The following is a 24317-nucleotide window of genomic DNA, read 5'->3' as shown; positions in this document are numbered from 1 at the left end:
AAGAAAACTTTTGTATTTTATCATATTGAAAAATAACTATCTTTGCAGCATTAAATTTTATTAATATCATAATAAAGTATGGAAGAAAATATGAAATCCAAAATTGATGGCTTTATGAAGTTGGTAGAACAACGTAATGGTCATGAACCAGAATTTTTACAAGCTGTACAAGAAGTTGCAGAAACTGTAATTCCTTATATCATTGATAATGATATTTATTTTGGGAAAAACATTTTATTAAGAATGGTAGAACCTGAAAGATTAATTTCTTTTAGAGTTTCTTGGGTAGATGATGATGGAGAAATTCAAGTAAATAGAGGATATAGAGTACAAATGAATTCTGCAATTGGGCCTTACAAAGGTGGTTTGCGTTTTCATCCAACAGTAAATGCTAGTATTTTAAAGTTTTTAGCTTTTGAACAAGTATTTAAAAACTCTTTAACAACTTTACCTATGGGTGGAGGAAAAGGAGGTTCTGATTTTGATCCTAAAGGAAAATCAGACAACGAAATTATGCGTTTTTGTCATGCTTTTATGAGCGAATTATTTAGACATATTGGGCCAAATACAGATGTACCTGCAGGAGATATTGGAGTTGGTGCTAGAGAAATTGGTTTTATGTTTGGTATGTATAAAAAGTTAAACAATGAATTTACAGGTGTATTAACTGGTAAAGGTCAATCTTGGGGGGGTTCTTTAATTAGACCAGAAGCTACAGGATATGGAAATGTATATTTTGCACAAAATATGCTAAAACGTAAAAACGATTCTTTTGAAGGTAAAACAGTTGTAATTTCTGGTTCTGGAAATGTTGCACAATTTGCTGCAGAAAAAGCTATAGAGTTAGGAGCTAAAATTTTAACTTTATCAGATTCTGGAGGTTATATTTACGATGAAGAAGGTATAGATACAGAAAAATTAGAACACGTTATGTTTATTAAAAATGAAAAACGTGGTAGAATTAGTGAATATATAGAAAAATATCCGTCTGCAAAATATGTTGCAGGAGAAAGACCTTGGTCTGTAAAATGTGATATTGCTTTACCTTGTGCAACTCAAAACGAGTTAAATGGAGAAGAAGCAAAAGCATTAATCGAAAATGGTTGTATGTGTGTTTCTGAAGGTGCAAATATGCCTTCTACACCAGAAGCTATTCACGAGTTTAATAATGCTAAGATTTTATTTGCACCAGGAAAAGCATCTAATGCTGGTGGTGTTGCAACTTCTGGTCTAGAAATGTCTCAAAACTCTTTAAGAATTTCTTGGTCTAGAGAAGAGGTAGATAATAGATTAAAAGATATTATGGAAGATATTCACGATTCTTGTGTAGAATATGGAGCTAATGAAGATGGTTCTATAGATTATATTAGAGGCGCAAATATTGCTGGTTTTGTTAAAGTTGCAGATGCAATGTTAGCACAAGGTATTATTTAAGAAAATCTTTTTTGAGTTATTATATATTGTAAACGCATCAATTTATTGATGCGTTTCTTTGTTTCTTTGCTATATAATAACAAACTATGAACTTTCTTATCTGCTTACTTTTAGGTTTTGTAATTGCTTCTTTAGGTAGTATTACACCTAGTTTTTTAAATTTAACAGTTGTAAAATATAGCCTAAGAAATGGTAAAAAATCTACTTTCTACCTAATATCTGGTTACGCAACAGTATTGTTTTTTCAGGCAAATTTAGGTGCTTATTTGGCAAACATTTTAATGAAAAATTCAGAATATATCACCTTAATTCAACAAATAGGAACAGGTATATTATTTCTATTATCTGTTAATTTTTTTCGAGTTTATTATTCATCCAAAGAACAAAAAAAGGAAAAAGAAATACCAAAATCTAAATCTTATTTCTACGGAATTTTAATGTCGTTACTAAATATGATGGCCATTCCTTTTTACTTTACGTTTATATCGCTTTTAATTGGTTTTGAGTATTTTAACTACAGTTATTTAAATGCATTTTATTTTTCAATTGGTTCTACAATTGGTTCTTTTACGCTCTATACAATTTATGCTATTGTTGCTAAAAATATAGAACACAAGCTAACCTTCATAGCATCTAAGATGGATTTTATCTTAGGATGTTTAACCGGTTTTGTAGCTATAGGTAACTTAATTTATCTATTTAATAAGTAGTTTTTGCACAACAACTTAATTATTAGTTTGTTCGTCTAATTTAAAGATGATGAATGTTTGCTTTTTGTATCTTAACTTTAATTAATTTTGTAATATAATTTCTTCGGATGAAAATACTTAAAAATATAATTGTTGATGGCAATCATCAAAAACCAATAGTTACAGATGTTTTTTACAAACCTACAAATCAACCTAAAAAAGTAGTTATTTTTTGTCACGGTTATAAAGGTTTTAAAGATTGGGGACCTTGGAATTTAGTAGCAGAACACTTTGCAAAAGCCGATTTTTTCTTTATAAAATTCAATTTTTCTCATAATGGAGGCACAATAGAGCAGCCTATAGATTTCCCAGATTTAGAAGCATTTGGTAATAACAATTATACCAAAGAATTAGACGATTTAAAGTCTATTATTGATTGGATCTCTAATGATAACACTTTTAAAAACGAGGCCAATATTGATGATATTTCTTTGATTGGACATAGTAGAGGAGGAGGAATTGTGTTATTAAAAGCCAATGAAGACAATCGTGTTAAAAAAGTAATTACACTAGCAGCAGTTTGCGATTTTGGCAAAAGAAGCTCAACTATTGGCGATTTAGAAAACTGGAAAAAAAACGGAGTTAAATATGTTGTTAATGGAAGAACAAATCAGCAAATGCCTCATTTTTATCAGTTTTATGAAAATTATAAATTAAATGAAGCTCGTTTAAGTATTCCGAATGCAGTTAAAAATTTAGATATTCCACAGTTAATTATTCACGGAAATAAAGATGATGCTGTTTTTATATCTGAAGGAGAAAATCTAAAAAAATGGAATCCAGATGCACAATTTAAGGTTATAGAAAACGCAAATCATGTGTTTAATGTTTCTCATCCTTGGAAACAAAATAATTTATCTAAAGAACTAAAAGAAACTGTAGAATTTTGTTTTAAATTTTTGAATTAACATACAACTCTTATTCAATAGATTTAAAAATAGTGTTGCAATTTCTTAAATAGAAAAACGATTAATTTTTAAGACATTCAAAAAAAATAAAAATTAACGCAAGTTTTTTATTTGTTCTACATCTAAATATTTTAGATAAAACAAAAAACAATGAAAAAATTAATTTTTCCAATGTTTTTCTTGGTTTTTTTTGCTTGTTCAAGTGATAATGAATCAGAAACAACAACAATTATTGATGAATCTTCAGTAGATATTACATCTGTAGTTCAAGCTAACTTTACTAATAGTTATACTAACGATGTTAGCGTTGCTGTTAGTGGAGATTATATAACAATTTCTAGTACAGGTTTACCAGATCATAAAACTCCATATTGGGGTTCAGGTCATGAAATGTATGAAGATTTTCCAGGGACAAACCACGCCAATGCAAACACAAGTATGGTTGCTCATAATTATGCAATGACAATACCTATTTATCCTCAAGAGGCAATAAATAAAGAAGAAACAGAACTAGGTGCTGTAGGTATGGCTTTAAATGGAGCTCCAATTTATAATGATTATGAAGGAAGTGGGGTTTTAACAGAAATTGCTTGGAGTACTTTTGACTCAACAGGCGCACATCCAGGTCCAGGAGAAGATTATCATTACCATTGTGAAGGAACTTATCTAAGTGTAGATGAAAACAATTTAATAGGATTTCTTAGAGATGGTTTTCCTGTTTATGGAAGAAAAGATGCTGATGGTTCTTATCCAAATGATTTAGATGAAAATGGAGGTCATACAGGTACAACAAATGATTTTTCTGATGAAATTTACCACTATCACATAAGTAGTGAAGAATATTCTACTTCTGGTTTATTTGTTATTAAATCAGGAGCTTATCATGGAACCAAAGGAACATTTACACAGTAAATTAATACTATTTTAAGATGGCAAATTTTCACCAAAATAAAAATGAATTAAGTAATTTTATATATATAATTACTGTTTGTTTTTTTATATTGATAAGTTGCCAAACTAAAAAAAATAACATCCTTAAAGCTGAGGACAAAAAAGAAGATTCTTTTACAGAAATTATAAACATACCAAAAGATACTATAGACTTTAAGAACCCTAATGTATCCCTAACAAATGGTATTTATTATTTAAATGATAAAAAATATTCTGGAATCATTTACAAAGAACAAAAAGGGTTTAAAGTAAAAACCTATAGCTCTGTTTTTAATGGGAAATTAAACGGAATTTATAGAAGTTTTTATGCAAATGGTAACCCTTTTGAAATAAGAAGTTATAAAGAAAATGTTTCTGTAGGAAATCATTTTGGCTACTGGAAAGATTCAAAGAAATTAAAGTTTTCTTATAATTATCAGAACAATAAAAAAGAAGGTTTTCAAAAAAGTTGGTATTCAAATGGCAACATCGCTTTTATTTATAATTATAAGAATGATAAACAAGATGGTTTTCAAAAAGCATGGAGATTAAATGGAAGTTTATATCGAAATTTTCAAGTTAAAAACGGAATTAGATATGGGCTTCAAAGATCAAAATCTTGTTATGAAGTAGAAAATGAAGAAATTAAAATTAGAACCATGGCTACAGTAATTAAGTAATCTTTTTAATTTTAATAAAAGAACAATAATAATTTACACAAGTTTTTTTTAAAAATGACATCTAACTAAATAAAACAACAACAACATGAAAAAATTATCAAATTACATAACATTGTTTGCATTATCATTTATGATTTTTGCATGTTCAAGCAATTCTACAACAGACATAGAAGAAGAAATAACAAGCGATTTAGTTGTTGTAGATGTTGATGAATCCTTATTTTTAACAGCAGGGTTATCTGAAACAATAACTATTGAATCTAGAACAATGTCAGATGGATCAACTGCAGATTGTTATAAAATTGTTGTTACTGGTTTAGCAACAGATCATGATATGGGTCCTTGGTGTCCTAGTAATATTTCTGATGATGCATCAGCAGGAGGAATCTGGTTAGAAGGTGGAGAAAAATATGATGTAGATGGTTCATTTATCGAAAATTTAGCAACATTTTATTCTGATAGTACTTGGTCAATGTACGATAGTTCTACAGGAGAAATAACAAAAACTGAATCTAAAGAAGATTGTGCAAATGCAGCTATTCCAGATGTTGGAGATGATTATAAAAATTATTGTGTAGAATGCTTACCTTCTTATTTAGAAAGCATTACAAACACATATTACATTCCTGTTACACCTGTAGAAGCAAGTTCTCCAACAGCATTTGGATCAGGACCAATGTCAACAGGACCAAGTGTTAGAGGATTGGCTTTTAATGGCGTTGTTTTTGATGCACCTGCACCTGTAAGTAATATTTTAGGCGCATATACATTAGCTCCTTTTGATGATGCTGGAGGACATATAAACTTAGCAGCAGGTTATCATTATCATGCAGCTACAGGAATAAGCACTCAGATTGAACAAACAGATGGTCATACAGGTATGATTGGTTATGCTCTTGATGGTTATGGAATGTATAACTATGATAGCTCTATACTCAGTGATTTAGATGAATCTCTTGGGCATTATGATGAAACTAGAGGTTATCACTATCATGTAGATTATGCAGGAACAAATAACTTCATTAATAGTCTTCATGGAGTATACGCAAATTAAAGATTTTTAATGAAACAACTCCTAATAATAATATCAGTTTTGATGAGTATAACCACTTATGCTCATCAATCTAATTTATCAACAGTTATTTTTTCGCAAGCTGATGATGGTAAGTATATAATACAAATAAATAGCTCATTAACTGCATTTGAAGGCGAAATAGAATACCATTACACAAAAGATTCTTATAAAACACCAGAAGAGTTTAAAAGACTAGTTATTCAATATTTTGAAAAAAACTTTTCATTTTCTATAAATGGTGTTGATTCATTAAAACTTGTAAACCCAGCAGTAATTTTGGGTCATGAAACCAAATTATTAGCTGAGGTTATTGGGGTACCAAAAGACATTAAATCATTATATTTAAAAAATAGGATGTTCAAAGATATGCGATCAAACAAAAGTATCGTCATTATGTTAATAGAAGGGTTTCCTAAACAAAAATATGTTTTAAATAATGACAATAACCAACAAGTTAAATTAGTTTTAGAAGACGGTATCTGGAAAAACCTAGAAACTTCTTCTTCTTCTTTCCTCTATTCAAATAATAGCATTTTTGTAGGTCTACTAATTTTAATTTCTATTACTGTTGTGGGTTTTTTCTTAAAACGAAAAAAATCAGTCAATTTTAAAAATGACTAATTCCAATAAATAATTTAGACTTGAGTTTTTTTATTCTTTTTTCTAAAGTCCATTTAATTTCTTCTTAACAGGAACTTTCTGTATTTTCGAAAGATGGAATTACAACCTCCTTTTCGTAAAATTATTCATGTAGATATGGATGCGTATTATGCATCTGTAGCGCAATTAGATAATCCTGAATTGAGAGGAAAAGCAGTTGCTGTTGGTGGAGGAGGAGATAGAGGAGTAGTTTCTGCTGCAAGTTACGAAGCGCGAAAATTTGGCGTAAAATCTGCAATGAGCAATGTATTAGCCAAGCAAAAATGCCCACATATTATTTTTGTGAAATCCGATTTTGCTAGGTACAAAGAGCTCTCTTCAAAAATTCGAGAAATTTTTTACGATTATACAGATTTGGTAGAACCTTTGTCTTTAGATGAAGCTTATTTAGATGTTACCGAAAATAAAAAAGGAAATCCGTCTGCAAATGATATTGCCAAAGAAATAAGACAACGAATTTTTGAAGAAACTGGTTTAAGAGCATCAGCAGGAATTTCGATCAATAAATTTATTGCAAAAGTTGCTTCGGATATTAACAAGCCAAATGGACAAAAAACGGTTCATCCTGATGAAGTAATTCAATTTTTAGAAGAATTGCCTGTCAATAAATTTTATGGAGTGGGTAAAGTTACTGCTGCAAAAATGTACAATTTAGGCATTTTTGTGGGCAATGATTTAAAACAAAAATCATTAGAAGAACTTACAAATCTCTTTGGCAAATCTGGCAAACACTACTACAATATTGTGAGAGGTGTTCATAACAGTCTAGTAAAACCTAACAGAATTAGAAAATCAGTTGGTGCAGAACGTACTTTTTTTGAGAATATTTCATCAGAAATTTTTATGTTAGAAAAACTAGAAAATATTGCTGATGAGATTGAGAAACGAATGCTAAAATCGGAAACCAAAGGGAAAACCATCACTTTAAAAATAAAATATTCAGATTTTACACAACAGACCAGAAGTAAAACTGTACATCATTTTATGAGTAAAAAGAAGGAGTTTTTTCCTATTGTAAAAGAGTTATTATATCAAGAAAAACTAAAAAATTCAGTACGTTTATTGGGTATTTCTTTTGGTAATTTAAACACCATAATTAAAGACCCTGTTTGGGTTCAATTAAAATTTGAATTTTAATAATTAAACTAATTCTTTTCTGAAAATTTTACCTTGAGCTCAGTTGTAAAGGTGCTTTCAGAATCTTAATAAATTAAGTTATGAAACTACGTATTTTAAGAACAAATTCAGAAAACCAAGACTTTATAAATCTAGTAAAAAAGTTAGATACCTATCTTAAAATAACAGATGGAGATGAACACGATTTTTACAATCAATTTAATAATATTGATGTTCTAAAATATGTGGTTTTAGTTTATTTAAATGATATTGCTGTTGGTTGTGGAGCAATTAAAAAAATGGATAATTCTGCTGTTGAAGTAAAACGAATGTTTGTTTCTTCGGATAAAAGAGGCAAAGGAATTGCACAAAAAATACTCACTGAATTAGAAGTTTGGACAAAAGAATTGGGCTATAAAAAATGTGTTTTAGAAACAGGTAAAAGACAAGTTGAAGCCGTAAATTTTTATCATAAATGTAAGTATAAGGTAATTCCTAATTACGGACAATATGCAGCAATGGAAAATAGTATTTGTTTTGAAAAAGTGTTATAAATGAAGTACAGCTATTGGGAACTTAAAGAATGGTTTACAAACCTCGATTTTACAATTGTGGGTAGTGGAATTGTAGGCCTAACTTGTGCTTTAGAACTTAGAAAAAAATATCCAAAAGCTAAGATTTTAATTGTAGAAAAAGGAATGTTACCTCAAGGAGCAAGTACTAAAAATGCAGGTTTTGCTTGTTTTGGTAGCTTATCAGAAATTATTGATGATTTAAATAATCATACAGAAGAAGAGGTTTTTAATTTAGTTGATAAACGTTGGAAAGGTTTACAATTATTGCGTAATAATTTAGGTGATAAAAATATCGATTTTCAACAAAATAAAGGTTTTGAATTGTTTAAAAATCAGGCTTTATTTGAAACCTATTTATCAAAAAAAGACGAAATAAATAAGTTGCTAAAACCCATTTTTAAAGAAGATATTTTTTCTATTTCTGATAATATCTTCGGATTTCAAAAAGTTCATCAAAAATACATTGCTAATCATTTTGAAGGTCAGATTGATGCTGGAAAAATGGCTAGTAAGTTACTTTTTAAAGTACAGAAAAACGGAATTAAAATCCTAAATAATATCACCCTAGAAAGTTTTAAGGAAAATAACAATCAAGTAGATCTAAAGACGGATAAAATCAACTTTAAAACCAACCAACTTTTTATTTGTACCAATGGTTTTGCAAGTCAATTATTAGAAGAAAAAGTGAAACCTGCAAGAGCACAAGTTTTAATTACAAAACCGATTAAAAACTTACAGGTTAAAGGTACTTTTCATCTAGATAAAGGTTTCTATTATTTTAGAAATATAAACGATAGAATTTTATTTGGTGGTGGCAGAAATCTCGATTTTAAAACAGAAGAAACAACAGAATTTGGGCAAACAAAAATTGTACAAAACGAACTTGAAAAAATTTTAAAAGAAACCATTTTACCAAACACTAAATTTGAAATTGAACACAGATGGAGTGGAATTATGGGTGTTGGAAATCAGAAAAAAGCAATTGTTAAACAACTAAGTAATAATGTGTTTTGTGGAGTTCGTTTAGGAGGAATGGGAATAGCAATTGGAAATTTAATTGGGAAAGAACTGTCAGATTTACTATCTTAGAGCTTTAATTTTCCCCCAAATGTTAAAACGTACTTTATTTATTGCCCTATTTGTGCTTTCATTTTCCATAAATTCTCAAGAATGGAATCAAAACGATGAAGCAACCAAAGTTATCTTTTCAACTAAAAAATTTCAAGTAAAAGTAAAAGGTATTTTTAATGATGTAAACATACAAACAAACTTTAATTCTAGTGATCTAGAAAAAAGTTATGTGAATGTAAAAATTTGTTTAAAATCTATTTCTACAGGTAAAAAAGGTAGAGATAAAAAGATTTTAAGCAAAAACTTTTTCTACGAACAAAAGCACAAATTTATTGAAGTAAAATCTTCTAAAATTGAAAAAAGAAAAAATGGAGAAATTATTCTTTTAGCTGATGTTACTATTAAAGGAATTACTAAAGAATTACAAATTCCGTTACAAGTTTCTGAAGATGATAAAAACATTTCTATAGTATCTAACTTTAAAATTAATAGAGATGATTTTAAGGTTGGTGAAGGTAGTTTAGGAATGTCTAAATCTGCAAATATTGTAGTTGCTTTTAGTGGAACTAAGTAGTAATGTTAAGTAAAATGTTGTTTTGTTTACAATTATATTTTTTTAAATTAATTTTTACAGATTCAGTTTTTAATAGCAAAATATAGATTCTGCAAACAACTTTGGCAAATTTATTTCTTGAATACCATTGCTTTAAAAGAAACAATCATTACTTTTTTACCTAAGGTATTGAAGAATATTTATTTTGTGACTATATTTACAGAAATTGGTTAACCAATTTAAATAAATGTAAATATGAGATCTATAAAACATAAAACCTGTGCCTTTTTATTAATTTTAGTTTTTGTAATTACTTCAAAAGCTCAAACTGTATCTAATAGTACAGAACTTCAAACAGCAATTTCTAATGCTACAGCTGGGTCAGAAATTTTATTAGCAAATGGTACATGGAATAATGTTTTTATAGAGATTAATAAAAATGGTACAGCTGCGCAACCAATTATAATTAAAGCTCAAAATCCAGGAGCTGTTTTTATGACAGGAAATTCCAGAGTTTATATGAGAGGAAATTATATAACTGTTTCTGGTTTGGTGTTTCAAAACCCTTCCAATTTAATTGCTGACGATTCTACAATTGAACCCATTTTTGAGTTAAACCAATGTGATAATTGTATAGTGACTAACAATAAGATTGATGCTTATAATGGTACAGATGCTCAAAAAACATTAAAATTTAAATGGATTTATATAGTTGATGGCAAGTACAACGAAATTTCGCACAATTCTTTTATTGGCAAATATGGTGTAGGTAGTATTATAAATGATAATCGATCTTTAGCAAATGAAGATTATTTAAAAATTCATCATAATTATTTTGCAGATAGAGTTCCTGTAGATAACGATATTAATGGTTTAAATGATCAAGATGCCATAAGAATAGGTACAAGTACAACTTCCTTATCAGATTCTTATTCAGAAGTATATGACAATTTTTTTTACAATTGGTCAGGAGAAGTCGAAATCATATCTAACAAAAGTGGAAAAAATAAATATCACAATAATACTTTTAGAGATTATCAAGGAACATTAACCTTAAGGCATGGAAATGGTTGTGAGGTTTTTAACAACTATTTTTTTGCAAATAATAACACCTTTACTGGAGGTGTAAGAATTATTGGTGAAGATCATAAAGTGTATAACAATTATATAGAAGGTATCAATTCTTTTAAACCAACAGGTTCTTCATCAAATGTTACAGGTGGAATTAATGTAATGAATGGAGTTACAGACCCAGAATTAAATGAGTATTCTCAGGTAAAAAACGCTATAATCGTTAATAATACAATGGTAAATTGTGATTATGCTATAAGAATTGGAACATCATTAGGAGGTACAGAAGAGCCTGTAAACTTAACTGTTGCGAATAACATAATGTACAATACAAGTATAAATGCTTATCAAATAAATACAAATCCAACAGGTACTTTTTTATCAGAAGGTAATATTACCAACTTAACAAATACAGATATTCTAGATGATGGGAGTTTTCATAGATTAACTAGTGTAAGTTTGGCTGTTGATGCTGCAATTGGTACTTATTCATTTGTAACAGAAGATATTTTAGGTGGTGTAAGAGATACAAATGTTGATGCAGGTGCAGAAGAATATGGTGCAAATGGAGATAACTTACCATTTACAACTGCAGATGTAGGTGTAAAAATCGGATTTTTGTCTTCTCAATCTCCTTTTTTAAATTCTTCTTTACAGGATATTAGTTATATTATTTCTGGAGGTACAATCAATTTTGATGTGAGTTCAAATATTAATTGGTTAATTACAGATAATGCTGATTGGTTAACTTTAAATGTAAATAACGGAATGAATGGTGCAACCATTTCTGCAACAGCAACAACCAATAATTCTGGAGCAAATAGAACAGCAACAATAACTATTTCTGAAGATGGAGGGGAATTAAGCCAAACAATAAACGTTACGCAATCTGATGGTTCTTTTGGTTTTAATGATGCAGTAGAGCTGACAGGTATTACAGTTACAGGAGTTGGTACACAAGATGGAGGTGTAAACTTACCAGAAAACACTTTAGATGGTAATGATTCTACAAGATGGTCTGCAAATTCTACAGATGGTTCTGCATATTTAACGTACGATTTACAATGTAAAAAATTGGTAACTGAGGTAAAAATCTATTTCCATAAAGGAGATTCAAGAACATCAGAATTTAAAATAGCAACATCTACTGATGGTACAAATTTCACAGATGTTACTAACGTTATTTCAAGTTCTGGAAACACAGTTGGTTTTGAGAGCTTTCCTTTTTCTCCTTTTCAAGAAGTTCAGTTTATTAGAATTTTTGGGTATGGAAACTCTGAAGGTAGTGGATGGAATAGTTATGAAGAGGTTCAAATTTTTGGTGATGATACCTGTGCTTCACTTTCTGTAAACGATAATTTATTTAATGATAATAAAATTACTTTTTATCCTAACCCAACAAGTCAAATATTAAATTTAGAGGCTATTAATAAAATCGGTTTGGTAGAGATATTTGATTTAAAAGGAAAAAAAATAATCAGTAAAAGATTTAATAATAATAAAGCAATTATTGATGTAAATTTTTTATCAAAAGGATTTTACATTATTAAAACTAACAATAGTTTTAGTAAATTTATTGTTAATTAAAAACCCTTTATTTGATAGATTTAAAACAAGAACTTTTTAAGCAATGTGCTGTGTTTGTAAATAAACGTTCGCAAACCGTAGAAGAAATTATATCTTCTAATCAAAAAGCATTGCAATCAGAAACTAAAAGTTCTGCTGGTGATAAGCACGAAACAGGTAGAGCAATGTTGCAGCTAGAAATGGAAAAAGCGAGTCAGCAATTGGCTGGCATTTCTGTAATGAATCAAATTTTAGCTAAAATAGATGCATCAAAAACATCAGATATTGCACATTTAGGTAGTATAGTTATTACAGAAAAAGCCAATTATTTTTTAAGTATTTCAGCAGGTAAATTAACTGCTTTTGGTAAGGATTATTATGCAGTTTCTGTATCATCACCAATAGGTAAAATTTTGTTGGGCAAAAAAGTAAACGAGGAGTATTCTTTTAATAAAATTAATAATAAAGTTATTTTGATAAAATAATTAGTAATTTTAGGTGCTATTAAAATATTCCCCCAAAAATGTCTACATCTACATTACAAAATAATTACAATTTAAACTTTTCAATATCTAATTTTAATATTCTAAAAATTGAAGATTTATTAGAATCAGAAATTATAGAAACCATTACAAAAAACCATAAAGTAAGTACTTTTTCTTTACTTTTTATTACTGAAAACATAGGTAGACATTCTATAGGTTATAAAGATTATTATTTTACAAAGGGTACAATTTTAGCCATTAGAAAAGATAAAACGCATCATTTTTATAATAACAAAAATGTTAGAGGCTATTTCTTACTTTTTAAAGAAGATTTTTTAAATAGTTATTTAAACCAAAGAGAAATTTCTAAAACAATTCAAATGTTTAATGAAGTGCTTTCATCGCCTAAAACACAATTAAAAGAAGAACAGTTTAATGAGGTACTTTGTTTTTTTGTACAAATAGAGAAAGAGTTTACAGAAAAATCAGACGAATATTCGCTTAAAATAATAAGAAGTTTATTACATATTTTAATAACTATAATTCATAGAATAAAGTCTATGGGTTATAATAAAGTTCAATTAAGTAATTATTTAAAAGAGTTTATTAAATTTCAAAACTTGTTAGAGAGTGACTATAATAAGAGTAAAAAGGTAAATTACTATGCTAATAAATTAGGTTTTTCTACAAAAAAATTAAATACAATAGTACAATATATTGCAGATAAACCTGTAAAAGCTTTTATAGATGATTTAGTAATTATAAAAGCAAAAAGCTTTCTTTTACACTCTAATTTATCTGTTAAAGAGGTTGCTTTTAAGTTGGGTTTTAAAGATCCAACCAATTTATATAAGTATTTTAGAAAACATACTCAGTTTACGCCAGAAGCTTTTAGAAAAAGATATAGAGAATAAATTTTCTCATTTTTACAGTTTAAATGCTAATAATTACCCTGTTTTAATATGAAATCCTATTATTTTTGTAGAGTACTTACTTTTTAATAAAGAAAATTATATCCCCCAACTTTCTTTCAGAAAATGCATTAGGGGGTATTTTCCAGAAAGCATATAATTCCAATCACCATTATTCATTAGAATTTTGGTGATTTTTTTATTGAAACATTTACAATTTCACTTTTCTTTAAAAAAGAATTATGACTCAAAAATACAGTCTGATTATTCAAATTTATTTCAATTAACCAATAATTACCTTTAAAATAAGAATTTAAAACAGTTGCTTTTAAGTTAGCGTTATTTGTAATTTTTATTTGATGAGGGTATAACAAACAAACTTTGTTGTTAATTGTAATTTCATTAACATCATCAAATAAAGCAGCCACATATTTTTCTTTAGGGTTGTTGTAAATTTCTTTAGGATTATTGTTAGCTATAATTTTATGATTTCTGATAACTATTAATTGATCTGCAAAAGAAAGTGCATCATTTTTATCATGCGTAGCAACAATACAAGCAATATTTTTTTCTTTTAAATAACCAAATAAATTTCTTCTTAAAGTGTTTTTTTTAAAGTTGTCTATTTGTCCAAAAGGCTCATCTAACAATAATAATTCTGGTTCTTTAGCTAAGGCTCTAGCAATGGCTACTCTTTGTTTTTGCCCACCACTTAAATTTTTAACTTTAGTATTTGCAAAAGCTTTCATTTCTATTACATCTAACAACTCTTGTGTTCGTTTTTCACTTTCTTCTGGATAAAAACGAGATAAGAATTTTTTAATATTTTCAGAAACAGAAATGTAAGGCATTAAATCAAAATCTTGAGCCACATACTTAAATTTCTCAAAACCAGGAACCAGATGAAAAGAAGGACCTAAAATTTGCTTATCGTCCCAAAAAATATCACCTTTTTGTAAATCTAATAAACCATAAATTGTTTTTAATAAGGTCGATTTTCCACAACCACTCTCGCCCATAACACACAAATGCTCCCCTTTTTTTAGAGTGAAGTTGAAGTTTTCTAAAACAGTTTTGTTTTTAGAATAACCAAAAGAAATGTGATTAACTTTAAGCATAAAAATCTATAAGAAACGATTGTACCAACTCTCTTCTATTGGTATTTCCCAATTGTTTTTAAAGTCGTGATTGTTGGCAATTAGATTATCAAAAATGATAGTTTTACCAGTAAGTGCTTTATTTTTAAGTAACTTTTTAAAGTCTTTAAGTTCTTTATATTGTACAAACTCACCTTGTTTAAAACAAACATTCATTTTGTCTAAAAGCTCTATATCATAAGTTTGTTGTAGTTCTAAAATAAAGGCAACAGAAGCATCAATATCTGCATTTGTTAAAGGCGATTTTTCATCATCAGCAATAAAAACGATAAATCTATTGTGTAATAATTGATAAGAAGCAGTAAAGTTTTCATCACCTTTTTTCCAATTATCAACAAACGATTTTACTTTATTTTCTAAAGTTTCAATTTCTGTTTTGTAAAACTTTCTGCTAGATGGGTATACCCAAACTTTTGCATCATCAGAAATCGATTTATAATCTACAAACATAAGTTGTTTTTAAGACTACAAATATACGCAAAGAAAAACCGCAAATCTTAAAATGAAATTTGCGGTTTTTTAAACTGTTTTTTTTAGTTTAAACTTCTTTTAAAGACGTTTTTTGAATCATTTTCACAAAATCATCTTGTGTACTTTTACCTTTGTCTTTGTTGTACCAAACTTGTAAATCTTGTTTAAATTGGGCATCTATTACACCATGTTCTGCTTTATAATCTGCAACCATTTTTGTTGCAACAGTTGGTCTTGGTCCCCAAGTATTAATCACATTATTTTCTTTATCTAAAGCAATTAATTTTGGTATAGACCTACCACCATTTGTTAAAAACAAATCCATTAAATCTAAATTGTTATCACGCAAAACAATTTTTAAATTTATGTTATCATTTAAATTAGCCATTTTGTTAATAACTGGTAAATTTTGTGCAGCATCACCACACCAACCTTCTGTAATTACTAACCAAGTTTGTGGCTCATTTAATAATTTAATTTCTTTAGCAGTTTGTTCATCAATTTTAATTGTTTTGTCTAAACGTTTCATTCTTCTATCATTCAACAAACTATAATTTGTTAAAGCTTCAGATTGGTTTGGCCCAGTAGCTTTACCTTCAGAAAGTAAATCACTAACTAAATTTCTATATTCTTGGTATGTATAAGTGTTCTTTAAACTATTTTCGATTATATTTTTCATTTCTCTAAATTTTAAAACAAAGATACACTTCGTTATTTTTTTAAACTGTAACCATTGTTACAATAAATTGTTTTTTTAAATAGACGAAATAATTTTAAAATCTTACACATTAGGTTTAACTTGATTTTTAGTAATTACGGTTTCTAAAATTTAAGGATTCCATAAGAGCATCAACTTTAAAAAATGTTTATTTTTACAATCTTAATTCTACATTGTGAAATATTTTTATTCATTTATATTACTTCTTTTTATTTTTTCTTGTGATAAAAATCAGGACCCTAAAAACAGAGAAGATAGGCCAAGACCACTTTTAAGTATCGTTCACGAATATTCTGCAATACAAAAAGTAAAACCAAATTTTGAGCAAGATATTGAAGGTTGGAAAGAGCTTAGAATAGTAGAAGATTTTTTAGGAAGGTTTAAAAAAGGATCTCCTTATGAAGTTTTAAGTAATGCAACAGAGCTAAAAGGATTGGCTAAAAATTTAAAAGATAGTATTAAACCAATACTTTTTGATGAAAACCCTTCTTTTGATGTAAGAGTTAATATTTTTTACAACGAAACGTTACGATTAGCAGACATGACATCTATACCTGCAATTAAAGCAGAAGAAGTTAACGTACAAACAGAAAAAACACTTGATGCTTTTTCTGCAATTAATGCTAAAATAAATACTATTTTATCTAAAAAACGTTTTGAAGAAGCAATTGATGTAGATGTAATTTTTATAGGTTTAGATTCTACAAAAATGGATAGTGTTTCTAGAAAATCTGTAGATAAAAGGGTAAGAGAAAGGGTTGTAGAAAATGATGTAAAAAAGAAAACACTTCCTAAACTTAATAAAAATTTAAAAAAGAAAAGACAATGAGAAATTTTATAATAGTAACCTTTTTTACGTTTTTAATAGTTTCTTGTAAAACAGCTCAAAAAGCAATTTCTGAAACAGATAAAACTACTATTAAAACAGAAATTAATCAAGTTTTAAACAATTGGCATTTGGCAGCAACAGATGCTAATTATGATAATTATTTTGGAAAAATGGATAGTATTTCTGTTTTTATAGGTACAGATGCTTCAGAAAACTGGACCAAAAAGCAATTTGCCAATTTTAGTAAACCTTATTTTGATAAAGGCAAAGCTTGGGATTTTAAAACTCTAGAAAGAAATGTTTATGTAAACGAACAAGGAAATTTTGTTTGGTTTGATGAGTTGTTAAATACTTGGATGGGAACTTGTAGAGGTTCTGGAGTTTTAGAGAAAAAAGAAAATACTTGGGTAATTAAACATTATGTGCTTTCTGTAGCTATACCTAATGATGACGTACAAGCTGTAATTGCTGCAAAGAAAAAAAATGACAACCTTTTTTTAAAGAAGTATAATTAAGAAATTACTTCATTTACCACTTTATAAATCAACTCAGATTCAAAACCTTTGCGCATTAAAAAATCGATTAGTTTTTTCTTTCTTTTATATTGATTTGGTTCTGATATAACTTCGTTTCTGTTTTCTGTAATTCTGTAAATTGAATTTAAATATTCTTGCTCATCAATTTCTTTTAGGGCAGTTTTTATGTTGTAAGCAGAAATATCTCTAAATTTTAGTTCTCTTATAATTCGTTGTTTTCCCCAATGTTTAATTCTAAACTTACCTCTTGCAAAACTTTTTGCAAAACGCTCTTCGTTTAAAAAATTGTCTTGCATTAAAGATAGTAAAATCATTTCTCTAGCTTCAGAAATAAGATTGAACTCTCTCATTTTTTGTTCTACTTCTTTATGACATCTATCTTGATAAATGCAATATTGCTCAAGTTTTCGTTTTATTTCATCAACAGTAAAAACTTTTTTTGTCATTAAACAAACTTACAAAAAGGTGTAAAACCATCAAATTATTTATACTTACAAGTGAGTATTTCTTTTTATTTTAAAAATGTTATTTTTAGGCGTTTAAATCAATCAAAAAATCTATAATGAAAAAAATTTTAAGTTTATTTCTCGTTTTTTCTGCAACCGCAATTATATCACAAGAAAAATATAGAGTTACTTACAATTATCAAACAGAAGTTATTAATTATTATAAGTTAGATAAACTTAATAATATAGAAGATACACTCAAATCACCTAAATTTAAGCGAAATAGTTTAATAGAATTAAGATTAACAAATGTAAATCCGTTTGCTGTTAATATAAAAACAGACGTAAAAGAAGAAACGATTCACCCAAAAATGAGTGGTTTTAATTTTAGTTCACTTTTAGGTAATGTAAATTCTTTATCTGGCGAAAGTTTAAATTTAAATGTAGGTAGTGTTGCAGGCGAGAACTCCTTTTTATCTAGAGGTAAAGATCCACAAGCAGCAAAATCTAGAGGCGATAAACTTAGCAATCAATTTTCTGATTTAAATAAATTAACAACAAATATAGATGCTATAGAAGCTTCTTTTAGGTCTAATTTATTAAATCCTAATTTCGATAAAACAGAAATTCTTAAAAATTTAAAAGAGTCATCTTCTAAATTTATGGATGCTAGAATACCAAATCCTAAAGAAAATTATTATACATTTTTATATAACTTAGACAATGCTGTAAAAGAAGATACTAGAGAATTACAAAATGAAATTGCCAATATTAGTTCTGAAATTGATGAGACTTTAGATAGCGAAAAACCAATGTCTAGAGGCGAGTTAGTGCAAACCAATAATGCATTTAAAAATTTAGAAGCATTAAAATTGAGTCTAAATGCCAAACAAACTAATACTTCAGAAAGTTTAAATACAATTAAAAACCTATATACAAGTTTAGAAGCTTCTAACTTTGAACAAACCTACGATTATATTATTGAGGCAGATAAAGTAGGTATAGAACTTAAATTTATACAAAGCGAATTGGCACAAACAGAAGGTGCAGAAGCTAACTTGATAAAAACAAGAAGCTTGAATCTATTTTCTAAAGGAGGTTTTAAAATTAACACAAGTGTTGCTTTAACTTTAAATAATTTTGGTTCTAAATCTAAAGAGTTTTTTATAGACGAAAATAATATTATTGGAGAAGATACTGGTAATGGTTCAACTCCAAACCTAAGTACAATGATTAATTTTTATCCAGTAATTAGCGAAAGTTTTAATATTGGAGGTTCTTTTGGAGTATCAATTCCTGTGTCTGGAGAAGCAAGAGGTATTAACTTTTTGTTAGGTCCAACAATATTTTTAGGTAGTAAAAGTAGGTTGTCTTTATCTGGTGGAGTAGCTTATGGTACAGTAACTAAGTTAAAAAACGGATTAGAAGTAGGTGATACTGCTACTTTTACGGATATAGATTTATTTACCAAATCTGTGTATGATTTTGGATATTATTTCGGAATTTCATTTAGCCTTTTCGAATTGAATTAAAATAAATAATTATGAAAAAGATTTATTTCTTACTCCTTTTATTCTGTGTTATTGGTTTTACAAAAGCACAAGAAAGCACTACAACAAAACATGCATTAATTATTGCTATTGGAGATTACCCAAGAAGTACAGGTTGGGGTGCAATTAGTTCTGCTAACGATGTTCCTTTAATTAAAGAAACCTTATTAAGACAAGGTTTTAAAGAGGAAAATATAACTACTTTAATAGACAGAGAAGCTACCAAAAAAGGAATTTTACAAGCATTTAAAGAGTTAAAAGAAGATAAAATAAAAAAAGGCGATGTTGTTGTTGTACATTATTCAGGCCATGGACAACCAATTTTTGATAGTGAAACTGAAGGTAAATTAGATGAAGCAGATGATAAAGATGAAGCCATTGTGCCTATAGATGCTATGGCTTCTTATTCTTACAATTACAAGGGGCAAAACCATATTAGAGATGATGAATTGGCAAATATTACAGCAGGTATAAGAAATACTTTAGGTAAAGATGGTCAGTTATTACTATTATTAGATAGTTGTCATTCAGGATCTTCTGCAAGAGGAGGTAAAGCAAGAGGAACACAAACAGTTTTTGCACCTGAAGGATGGAAAGCAAGCAAAGATGCAAAAGCAACAGGTAGTGACATGTTTGATGAGGTTAAAGTAAATAAAAACTCAGCACCTTATATTTTAATTTCTGGTGCATCTGCAGACGAGTTAAATTACGAACATCCTGATGGTTATGGAGCATTAAGTTACGCTTTTTCAGAAGCCATGAGTGACTTAGGATCTAACTTTACCTACAGACAATTATTTGATGTTATTTGTGCTAAAATGAATACTTTTTCGCCAAATCAGCATCCAGGGATTGAAGGCGACCAAAATATTAAACTGTTTAAAAATGAATATGTAAAACAAGAAGAATATTTTAAAATAAAGAATATTTTAACAAGTAATGCTGTAAAAGTTCAGGCAGGTAAATTGCAAGGAATATTTAAAGGAACAACCGTTTTTTTAATGCCTGTAGGTTTAAAAGAAATGGATTCATCAAAAATTTTAGCGAGAGGAAAAGTAGTCTTAGCAAAATTTAATGAAAGCAATATTTTGTTTGATAAAGATCTTAAAAGCAAAAACGAAAAAGATTATAATATTTATATCAATAAGAAAAGTTATGGAGAAATTTCTTTAAATGTTTCTTTTGATAAAAGTGTTAAGAACACCAAATTTAAAAAAGAAATTAAAGACTTTTTAAACGAAACAAAACTTGGTAATCTTGTAGACTCTATAAAATCTGATGTTATTTTAACAGAGAAAAACAATACTTTTAATTTGTTTACATCTAATGGATACACACCAATAGAAGAAAATATAAGTCTAGAAAAAGTTGCAAACTTAAAAGAATCATTATCTACCTATGCACATGGTTCTTATATGAAAAAGTTAAATTTTAACAACAAAAAATACGAATTTACCTTTAGAGCATTACCCGTAAAATTAAATATTATTACTGAAGAAAATGAAATTGGTGAGCCAGAAGAGTTAATAAAAAATAATGTTTTAACTATTGTACCAGGTAAAGACAGATTAGTTTTCGAAGTAACAAATCACTCAAAAAAAGATTTGTATTTTACTATAATAGAAGTGAATTCTAAAGGAGAAATAAACAGTATTTTTCCTAGTGAAGGATTTGAAATGAACAACCAAGAAAGACTTATTAAAAAAGGAAAAACAGTACTTTTTGATGATAAAATAATGAGCTATGGTCCACCTTATGAAAAGTTGGTTTTAAAATGTATTGCTTCTCCTTACCCTATAAATATTGCATCAACCATAAAAAATAGAGGTGTTTCTGGAGAAAGAGGTACAAGCAATCCTTTAGCTAATTTTATGAATAGTACTTTTTTAAATTCTAGAGGGCAAGAAGGTGTTATTGTGGTTTCTGATAAAGTTGATGGCTATACAACCGAAATAATTTATGAAATTGTAAAGGAGTAATTTACTCTACAATTTTATTAATAGTTGAAGACCCATTTTTAATAATAGCACTTTTATTATCACTTAAAATAGAAGGTAATTTGTTTAAGTATTTACTCTTGTTGCCTTCATATTCTTCTAACTGTACATTTACTTTTATAACACCATAAGTGGCATTTTCTTCTAGCTCAGAAAAAATAGGAATGTCATAATACCATTTAGTTAAAATAGGTTCATCAATTTGGTTTTCATAACCATATTTAATATTTTTAAAATCGTATTCTTGCTCAATTAAAGTTGCTGTTTGTGGTGAGCCATCAGTACTTCTCCATTGGCCTTCTATAGAAATTAAAACACGAGCATTTAAGTTTTCATCCTTAAAAACTTTTGTTTTAGAGAAAAACACTCTTAATTCATTAAAACTTAAACGAGTTACACCAGGGTTATCTTTATCACTTTCAAAATTAATAACTGCATGAAAGTTTAATAAATCTTCATTTTCTTTTGGAAAAATATCTTCCATAATTAAAGAAGATTTTGCAATTCCTCTAGATTTTTGTTCAGGTTTTATTTCTCTAGTCATTATAGACTTCATCTCCGCTTTTTGCTCAGCCTCAATTGGATTTGCATATTTTTTTAATTGAATACCAGTATAAGTTTTTGCAATTTCGCCACTAAAATTATTGTAATAATCGTTAATAGAAATTGAGTTGGTGTAGGTGTTTATTAGTTTTTTAGTAGAATTATCAACCAAATATTTAGCCCCCATAAAAAGACCTTCTATGGCTGTATCTACTAAACTACCTCTAGATTTTGGCTTTGTTAACTCAACAACAAAATTTTCATTAGAAGGTATGTTAGATCTTTGATGACTTGCACAAGAAGAAAATAATAAGGTTAAAACAAAGAAACTTGTAATAATTTTAAGTGTATTTTTTCTAAAAGTCATAGTTATCATTTTTGTAAAAATAAAGAAAGTTTCTTATAAAATACAACAAGTCAATAAATTAATAAATTATTGATTATTTTAGCCTAAAAGCAACTTTAAGGGTAATGAAATCAGCATTTAAGCATACCATATTTACATATATAGCACTAGGTTTGTTGTCTTTTATATTTTTTAATATTTCTGTTTTTGACTTTATAGAAGATGCTTTCGATGATTTTAGTTACTTAGATTTAGTACAATCTAAAAACATATTTAAATATGATAAAGTAAATTCTGATATTATTCTTGTAAATATAGAAAACAGAGATAGAGAAGAATTAGCTTTTTTAATAGATCATTTGGCAAATCAATCTCCAAAAGTTATTGGAGTAGATGCTGTTTTTAGAGAACAAAAAGATCAGTTTAAAGATTCAATTTTGGCATTAACCATAAAAGAACATCAAGATTTGTTGGTGGGTTCTTTTGTGTATCCAAATATTCAGAATCACAAAATGTTTGCTTTTTCTAATCAAGGGTTTGTTAATTTTAATCCGGTAGCAGATAAAAACAATGTAATTAGAGATTTTGTAACCCAAAAAGATAGTCTTTCTTCATTTTCATATCAAATAGCTTCTAAAGCCTCTAAAAAAGAAATTGCTATGAATTCTGGTGTTAGGCCTATTAAATATTATGGTAATTATCAGCAGTTTTTGCACATGAGTTTTAATGATGTTATGTTACAAGAAACCATACCATATTTAAAAAACAAAGTAGTTATTTTAGGTTATTTAGGATTGCCTTTAGGAAACGTAAATGATATTTTAGACAAGAAATTTACACCTATAAATACAAATTTTACAGGTAAAACAATACCAGATATGTATGGAGTTACAGTGCATGCAAATATTATAAACTCTTTAATTAAGGAAGATTTTATTAAAGAAACACCAACTTTTATTTTAATAATAATTAACCTTATAGTTACTTTTTTAACCTCTTGGTTGTTTGTAATAATTTACAGTAAAGGTTTTACACATGAAACATTAATAGAAAAAGTATTTCAATTAACCTATTCTATTTTAATGATTTGGATATCACTTTTACTTTTTACAAAAGGGATAAAATTTTCTGTAGCACTCATAATTTTGTGTCCTGTTTTGGCTATAGAAATGATGCCTTATTCTGAATTTTTTAATAATTTACCCATAAAAAAATGGCTTTCATTCAAAAAAAAATAATCATTTTTTGTTTAATATTTTGTGCAATTAACACTTTTGCACAATCACAATTAGTAGTTTATCAAGTAAAAGGTAATGCTACTTTAAAAGAGACTAAAAAGAAGGTATTTGTGGGTTCTTTAGTTGATGTAAAATCATCTTTAACTATTGCAAACGGAAATGTAATTTTATTAGACAATGCTTCGAATATGTATCAAATATTAGACAAAGGCACATATTCGTTTCATCAAATTAAACAAAAAAAAATAGCAAATAATTCAAAATCCGTTAGTAAAAGATATTTGAGTTATGTCTATAAAAAGTTTTTAAAAATAGAAGAAAAAAAGAGTATTTATGGAGCTGTTTTTAGAGGAAACGAATTCTTAAATTCACCAGAAAACTATGCTTATTTTACTTCTAATTCTTTTGTAAATTTTAATTGGAATTCAACTGGAGAAAAAGAATTTTACCTTTGGATTATAAACACAGAAACCAACAATATTGCAGGTAAATACAGATTAGATTATGCCAATAGTTTAGGTGTTTTATTACCATTAAAAAAAGGTGTTTATAAATGGACAGTTACCACAGAAAACTCTTTAGATAGTAACAAAGTCTTTAATGTTTTTGAAATAGTTTCTGAAAAAGAATTTCATAAAAGAGAAAAAGATACACTTTACAAATCTAAAAAACAGGTGGATTTACTATTAAAAAACTAAAAAT

At 27.8% G+C, this 24317-nt stretch carries 25 protein-coding genes; 20 read left to right on the top strand and 5 right to left on the bottom strand.

What is annotated here, in order from left to right; genetic code table 11:
- Nucleotides 1-90: 90 nt before the first annotated feature.
- The 14 genes from gdhA (at nucleotide 91) to KO506_RS08340 (ending at nucleotide 13787) form a co-directional block, all read left to right on the top strand.
- The gene (gene gdhA, locus KO506_RS08405) at nucleotides 91-1434 is read left to right on the top strand and encodes an NADP-specific glutamate dehydrogenase (RefSeq protein WP_215994459.1); all 1344 of its coding nucleotides are present in this window, start codon (nucleotides 91-93) and stop codon (nucleotides 1432-1434) included.
- Between the two features lie 86 nt (nucleotides 1435-1520).
- Nucleotides 1521-2144, top strand: a complete 624-nt coding sequence (locus KO506_RS08400; RefSeq protein WP_215994458.1) for a LysE family translocator — start codon at nucleotides 1521-1523, stop codon at nucleotides 2142-2144.
- A gap of 107 nt (nucleotides 2145-2251) precedes the next feature.
- Complete coding sequence (locus KO506_RS08395; protein ID WP_215994457.1) at nucleotides 2252-3091, top strand: alpha/beta hydrolase family protein; 840 nt, start codon at nucleotides 2252-2254, stop codon at nucleotides 3089-3091.
- Between the two features lie 150 nt (nucleotides 3092-3241).
- Nucleotides 3242-4003: a YHYH protein gene (locus tag KO506_RS08390; RefSeq protein WP_215994456.1), complete on the top strand. Its 762-nt coding sequence runs from the start codon at nucleotides 3242-3244 to the stop codon at nucleotides 4001-4003.
- A 17-nt stretch (nucleotides 4004-4020) separates the two neighbouring features.
- The gene (locus KO506_RS08385) at nucleotides 4021-4701 is read left to right on the top strand and encodes a toxin-antitoxin system YwqK family antitoxin (RefSeq protein ID WP_215994455.1); all 681 of its coding nucleotides are present in this window, start codon (nucleotides 4021-4023) and stop codon (nucleotides 4699-4701) included.
- Between the two features lie 85 nt (nucleotides 4702-4786).
- Nucleotides 4787-5755 carry a YHYH protein gene (locus tag KO506_RS08380; protein WP_215994454.1) on the top strand — a complete coding sequence of 323 codons (969 nt, stop codon included), beginning with the start codon at nucleotides 4787-4789 and terminating at the stop codon, nucleotides 5753-5755.
- Nucleotides 5756-5764: 9 nt separating this feature from the next.
- The gene (locus KO506_RS08375; RefSeq protein WP_215994453.1) at nucleotides 5765-6397 is read left to right on the top strand and encodes a hypothetical protein; all 633 of its coding nucleotides are present in this window, start codon (nucleotides 5765-5767) and stop codon (nucleotides 6395-6397) included.
- A 93-nt stretch (nucleotides 6398-6490) separates the two neighbouring features.
- Complete coding sequence (gene dinB, locus KO506_RS08370; protein WP_215994452.1) at nucleotides 6491-7573, top strand: DNA polymerase IV; 1083 nt, start codon at nucleotides 6491-6493, stop codon at nucleotides 7571-7573.
- Between the two features lie 80 nt (nucleotides 7574-7653).
- Entirely contained in the window at nucleotides 7654-8106 is a 453-nt protein-coding gene (locus KO506_RS08365) for a GNAT family N-acetyltransferase (protein ID WP_215994451.1), read from the top strand.
- The gene (locus KO506_RS08360; protein ID WP_215994450.1) at nucleotides 8107-9216 is read left to right on the top strand and encodes an NAD(P)/FAD-dependent oxidoreductase; all 1110 of its coding nucleotides are present in this window, start codon (nucleotides 8107-8109) and stop codon (nucleotides 9214-9216) included. It abuts the gene before it with no gap.
- 19 nt (nucleotides 9217-9235) lie between these two features.
- Nucleotides 9236-9772, top strand: coding sequence for a YceI family protein (locus KO506_RS08355; RefSeq protein WP_215994449.1), 537 nt, complete (start codon nucleotides 9236-9238; stop codon nucleotides 9770-9772).
- A 234-nt stretch (nucleotides 9773-10006) separates the two neighbouring features.
- Nucleotides 10007-12409, top strand: a complete 2403-nt coding sequence (locus tag KO506_RS08350) for a chondroitinase-B domain-containing protein (protein ID WP_215994448.1) — start codon at nucleotides 10007-10009, stop codon at nucleotides 12407-12409.
- Nucleotides 12410-12420: 11 nt separating this feature from the next.
- A complete protein-coding gene (locus KO506_RS08345; protein ID WP_252726823.1) occupies nucleotides 12421-12873 on the top strand; it encodes a GreA/GreB family elongation factor in 453 nt (150 codons plus the stop codon).
- 38 nt (nucleotides 12874-12911) lie between these two features.
- Entirely contained in the window at nucleotides 12912-13787 is an 876-nt protein-coding gene (locus tag KO506_RS08340) for a helix-turn-helix domain-containing protein (protein ID WP_215994447.1), read from the top strand.
- A 176-nt stretch (nucleotides 13788-13963) separates the two neighbouring features.
- Here the strand turns inward: KO506_RS08340 and KO506_RS08335 are convergent, their stop codons facing one another.
- The 3 genes from KO506_RS08335 to KO506_RS08325 form a co-directional block, all read right to left on the bottom strand.
- Nucleotides 13964-14902 (bottom strand): ABC transporter ATP-binding protein, encoded by a 939-nt coding sequence (locus KO506_RS08335; protein WP_215994446.1) that lies wholly within the window; start codon nucleotides 14900-14902, stop codon nucleotides 13964-13966.
- Nucleotides 14903-14908: 6 nt separating this feature from the next.
- Entirely contained in the window at nucleotides 14909-15391 is a 483-nt protein-coding gene (locus tag KO506_RS08330; RefSeq protein ID WP_215994445.1) for an ABC transporter ATPase, read from the bottom strand.
- An 88-nt stretch (nucleotides 15392-15479) separates the two neighbouring features.
- Nucleotides 15480-16091, bottom strand: a complete 612-nt coding sequence (locus KO506_RS08325) for a thioredoxin family protein (RefSeq protein WP_215994444.1) — start codon at nucleotides 16089-16091, stop codon at nucleotides 15480-15482.
- Nucleotides 16092-16305: 214 nt separating this feature from the next.
- Between KO506_RS08325 and KO506_RS08320 the strand changes: the two genes are divergently transcribed.
- Together KO506_RS08320 and KO506_RS08315 are read left to right on the top strand one after the other, a co-directional pair.
- Entirely contained in the window at nucleotides 16306-16959 is a 654-nt protein-coding gene (locus tag KO506_RS08320; RefSeq protein ID WP_215994443.1) for a hypothetical protein, read from the top strand.
- Nucleotides 16956-17474 carry a nuclear transport factor 2 family protein gene (locus KO506_RS08315; protein WP_215994442.1) on the top strand — a complete coding sequence of 173 codons (519 nt, stop codon included), beginning with the start codon at nucleotides 16956-16958 and terminating at the stop codon, nucleotides 17472-17474. Before KO506_RS08320 ends, KO506_RS08315 begins: the two co-directional genes overlap by 4 nt.
- Here KO506_RS08315 and KO506_RS08310 read toward each other — a convergent pair.
- Nucleotides 17471-17941, bottom strand: a complete 471-nt coding sequence (locus tag KO506_RS08310) for a regulatory protein RecX (protein WP_215994441.1) — start codon at nucleotides 17939-17941, stop codon at nucleotides 17471-17473. The genes KO506_RS08315 and KO506_RS08310 overlap by 4 nt on opposite strands.
- 116 nt (nucleotides 17942-18057) lie before the next feature.
- Between KO506_RS08310 and KO506_RS08305 the strand changes: the two genes are divergently transcribed.
- Both KO506_RS08305 and KO506_RS08300 read left to right on the top strand, forming a co-directional pair.
- Complete coding sequence (locus KO506_RS08305; protein ID WP_215994440.1) at nucleotides 18058-19473, top strand: hypothetical protein; 1416 nt, start codon at nucleotides 18058-18060, stop codon at nucleotides 19471-19473.
- An 11-nt stretch (nucleotides 19474-19484) separates the two neighbouring features.
- Nucleotides 19485-21470 carry a caspase family protein gene (locus KO506_RS08300; RefSeq protein WP_215994439.1) on the top strand — a complete coding sequence of 662 codons (1986 nt, stop codon included), beginning with the start codon at nucleotides 19485-19487 and terminating at the stop codon, nucleotides 21468-21470.
- A gap of 1 nt (nucleotide 21471) precedes the next feature.
- On the opposite strand, the gene KO506_RS08295 is transcribed toward KO506_RS08300, so the two are convergent.
- The gene (locus KO506_RS08295; protein ID WP_215994438.1) at nucleotides 21472-22398 is read right to left on the bottom strand and encodes a hypothetical protein; all 927 of its coding nucleotides are present in this window, start codon (nucleotides 22396-22398) and stop codon (nucleotides 21472-21474) included.
- A gap of 104 nt (nucleotides 22399-22502) precedes the next feature.
- Between KO506_RS08295 and KO506_RS08290 the strand changes: the two genes are divergently transcribed.
- Nucleotides 22503-23615 carry a CHASE2 domain-containing protein gene (locus tag KO506_RS08290; protein WP_215994437.1) on the top strand — a complete coding sequence of 371 codons (1113 nt, stop codon included), beginning with the start codon at nucleotides 22503-22505 and terminating at the stop codon, nucleotides 23613-23615.
- Nucleotides 23591-24313 carry a hypothetical protein gene (locus KO506_RS08285; RefSeq protein ID WP_215994436.1) on the top strand — a complete coding sequence of 241 codons (723 nt, stop codon included), beginning with the start codon at nucleotides 23591-23593 and terminating at the stop codon, nucleotides 24311-24313. The genes KO506_RS08290 and KO506_RS08285 overlap by 25 nt, the downstream gene beginning before the upstream one ends.
- Nucleotides 24314-24317 lie beyond the last annotated feature (4 nt).

Origin of the sequence: Polaribacter vadi, from assembly GCF_018861005.1 — a bacterium.
In the GTDB taxonomy this organism is placed as follows: domain Bacteria; phylum Bacteroidota; class Bacteroidia; order Flavobacteriales; family Flavobacteriaceae; genus Polaribacter; species Polaribacter vadi_A.
This window is presented reverse-complemented; position numbering and strand designations above follow the sequence as displayed.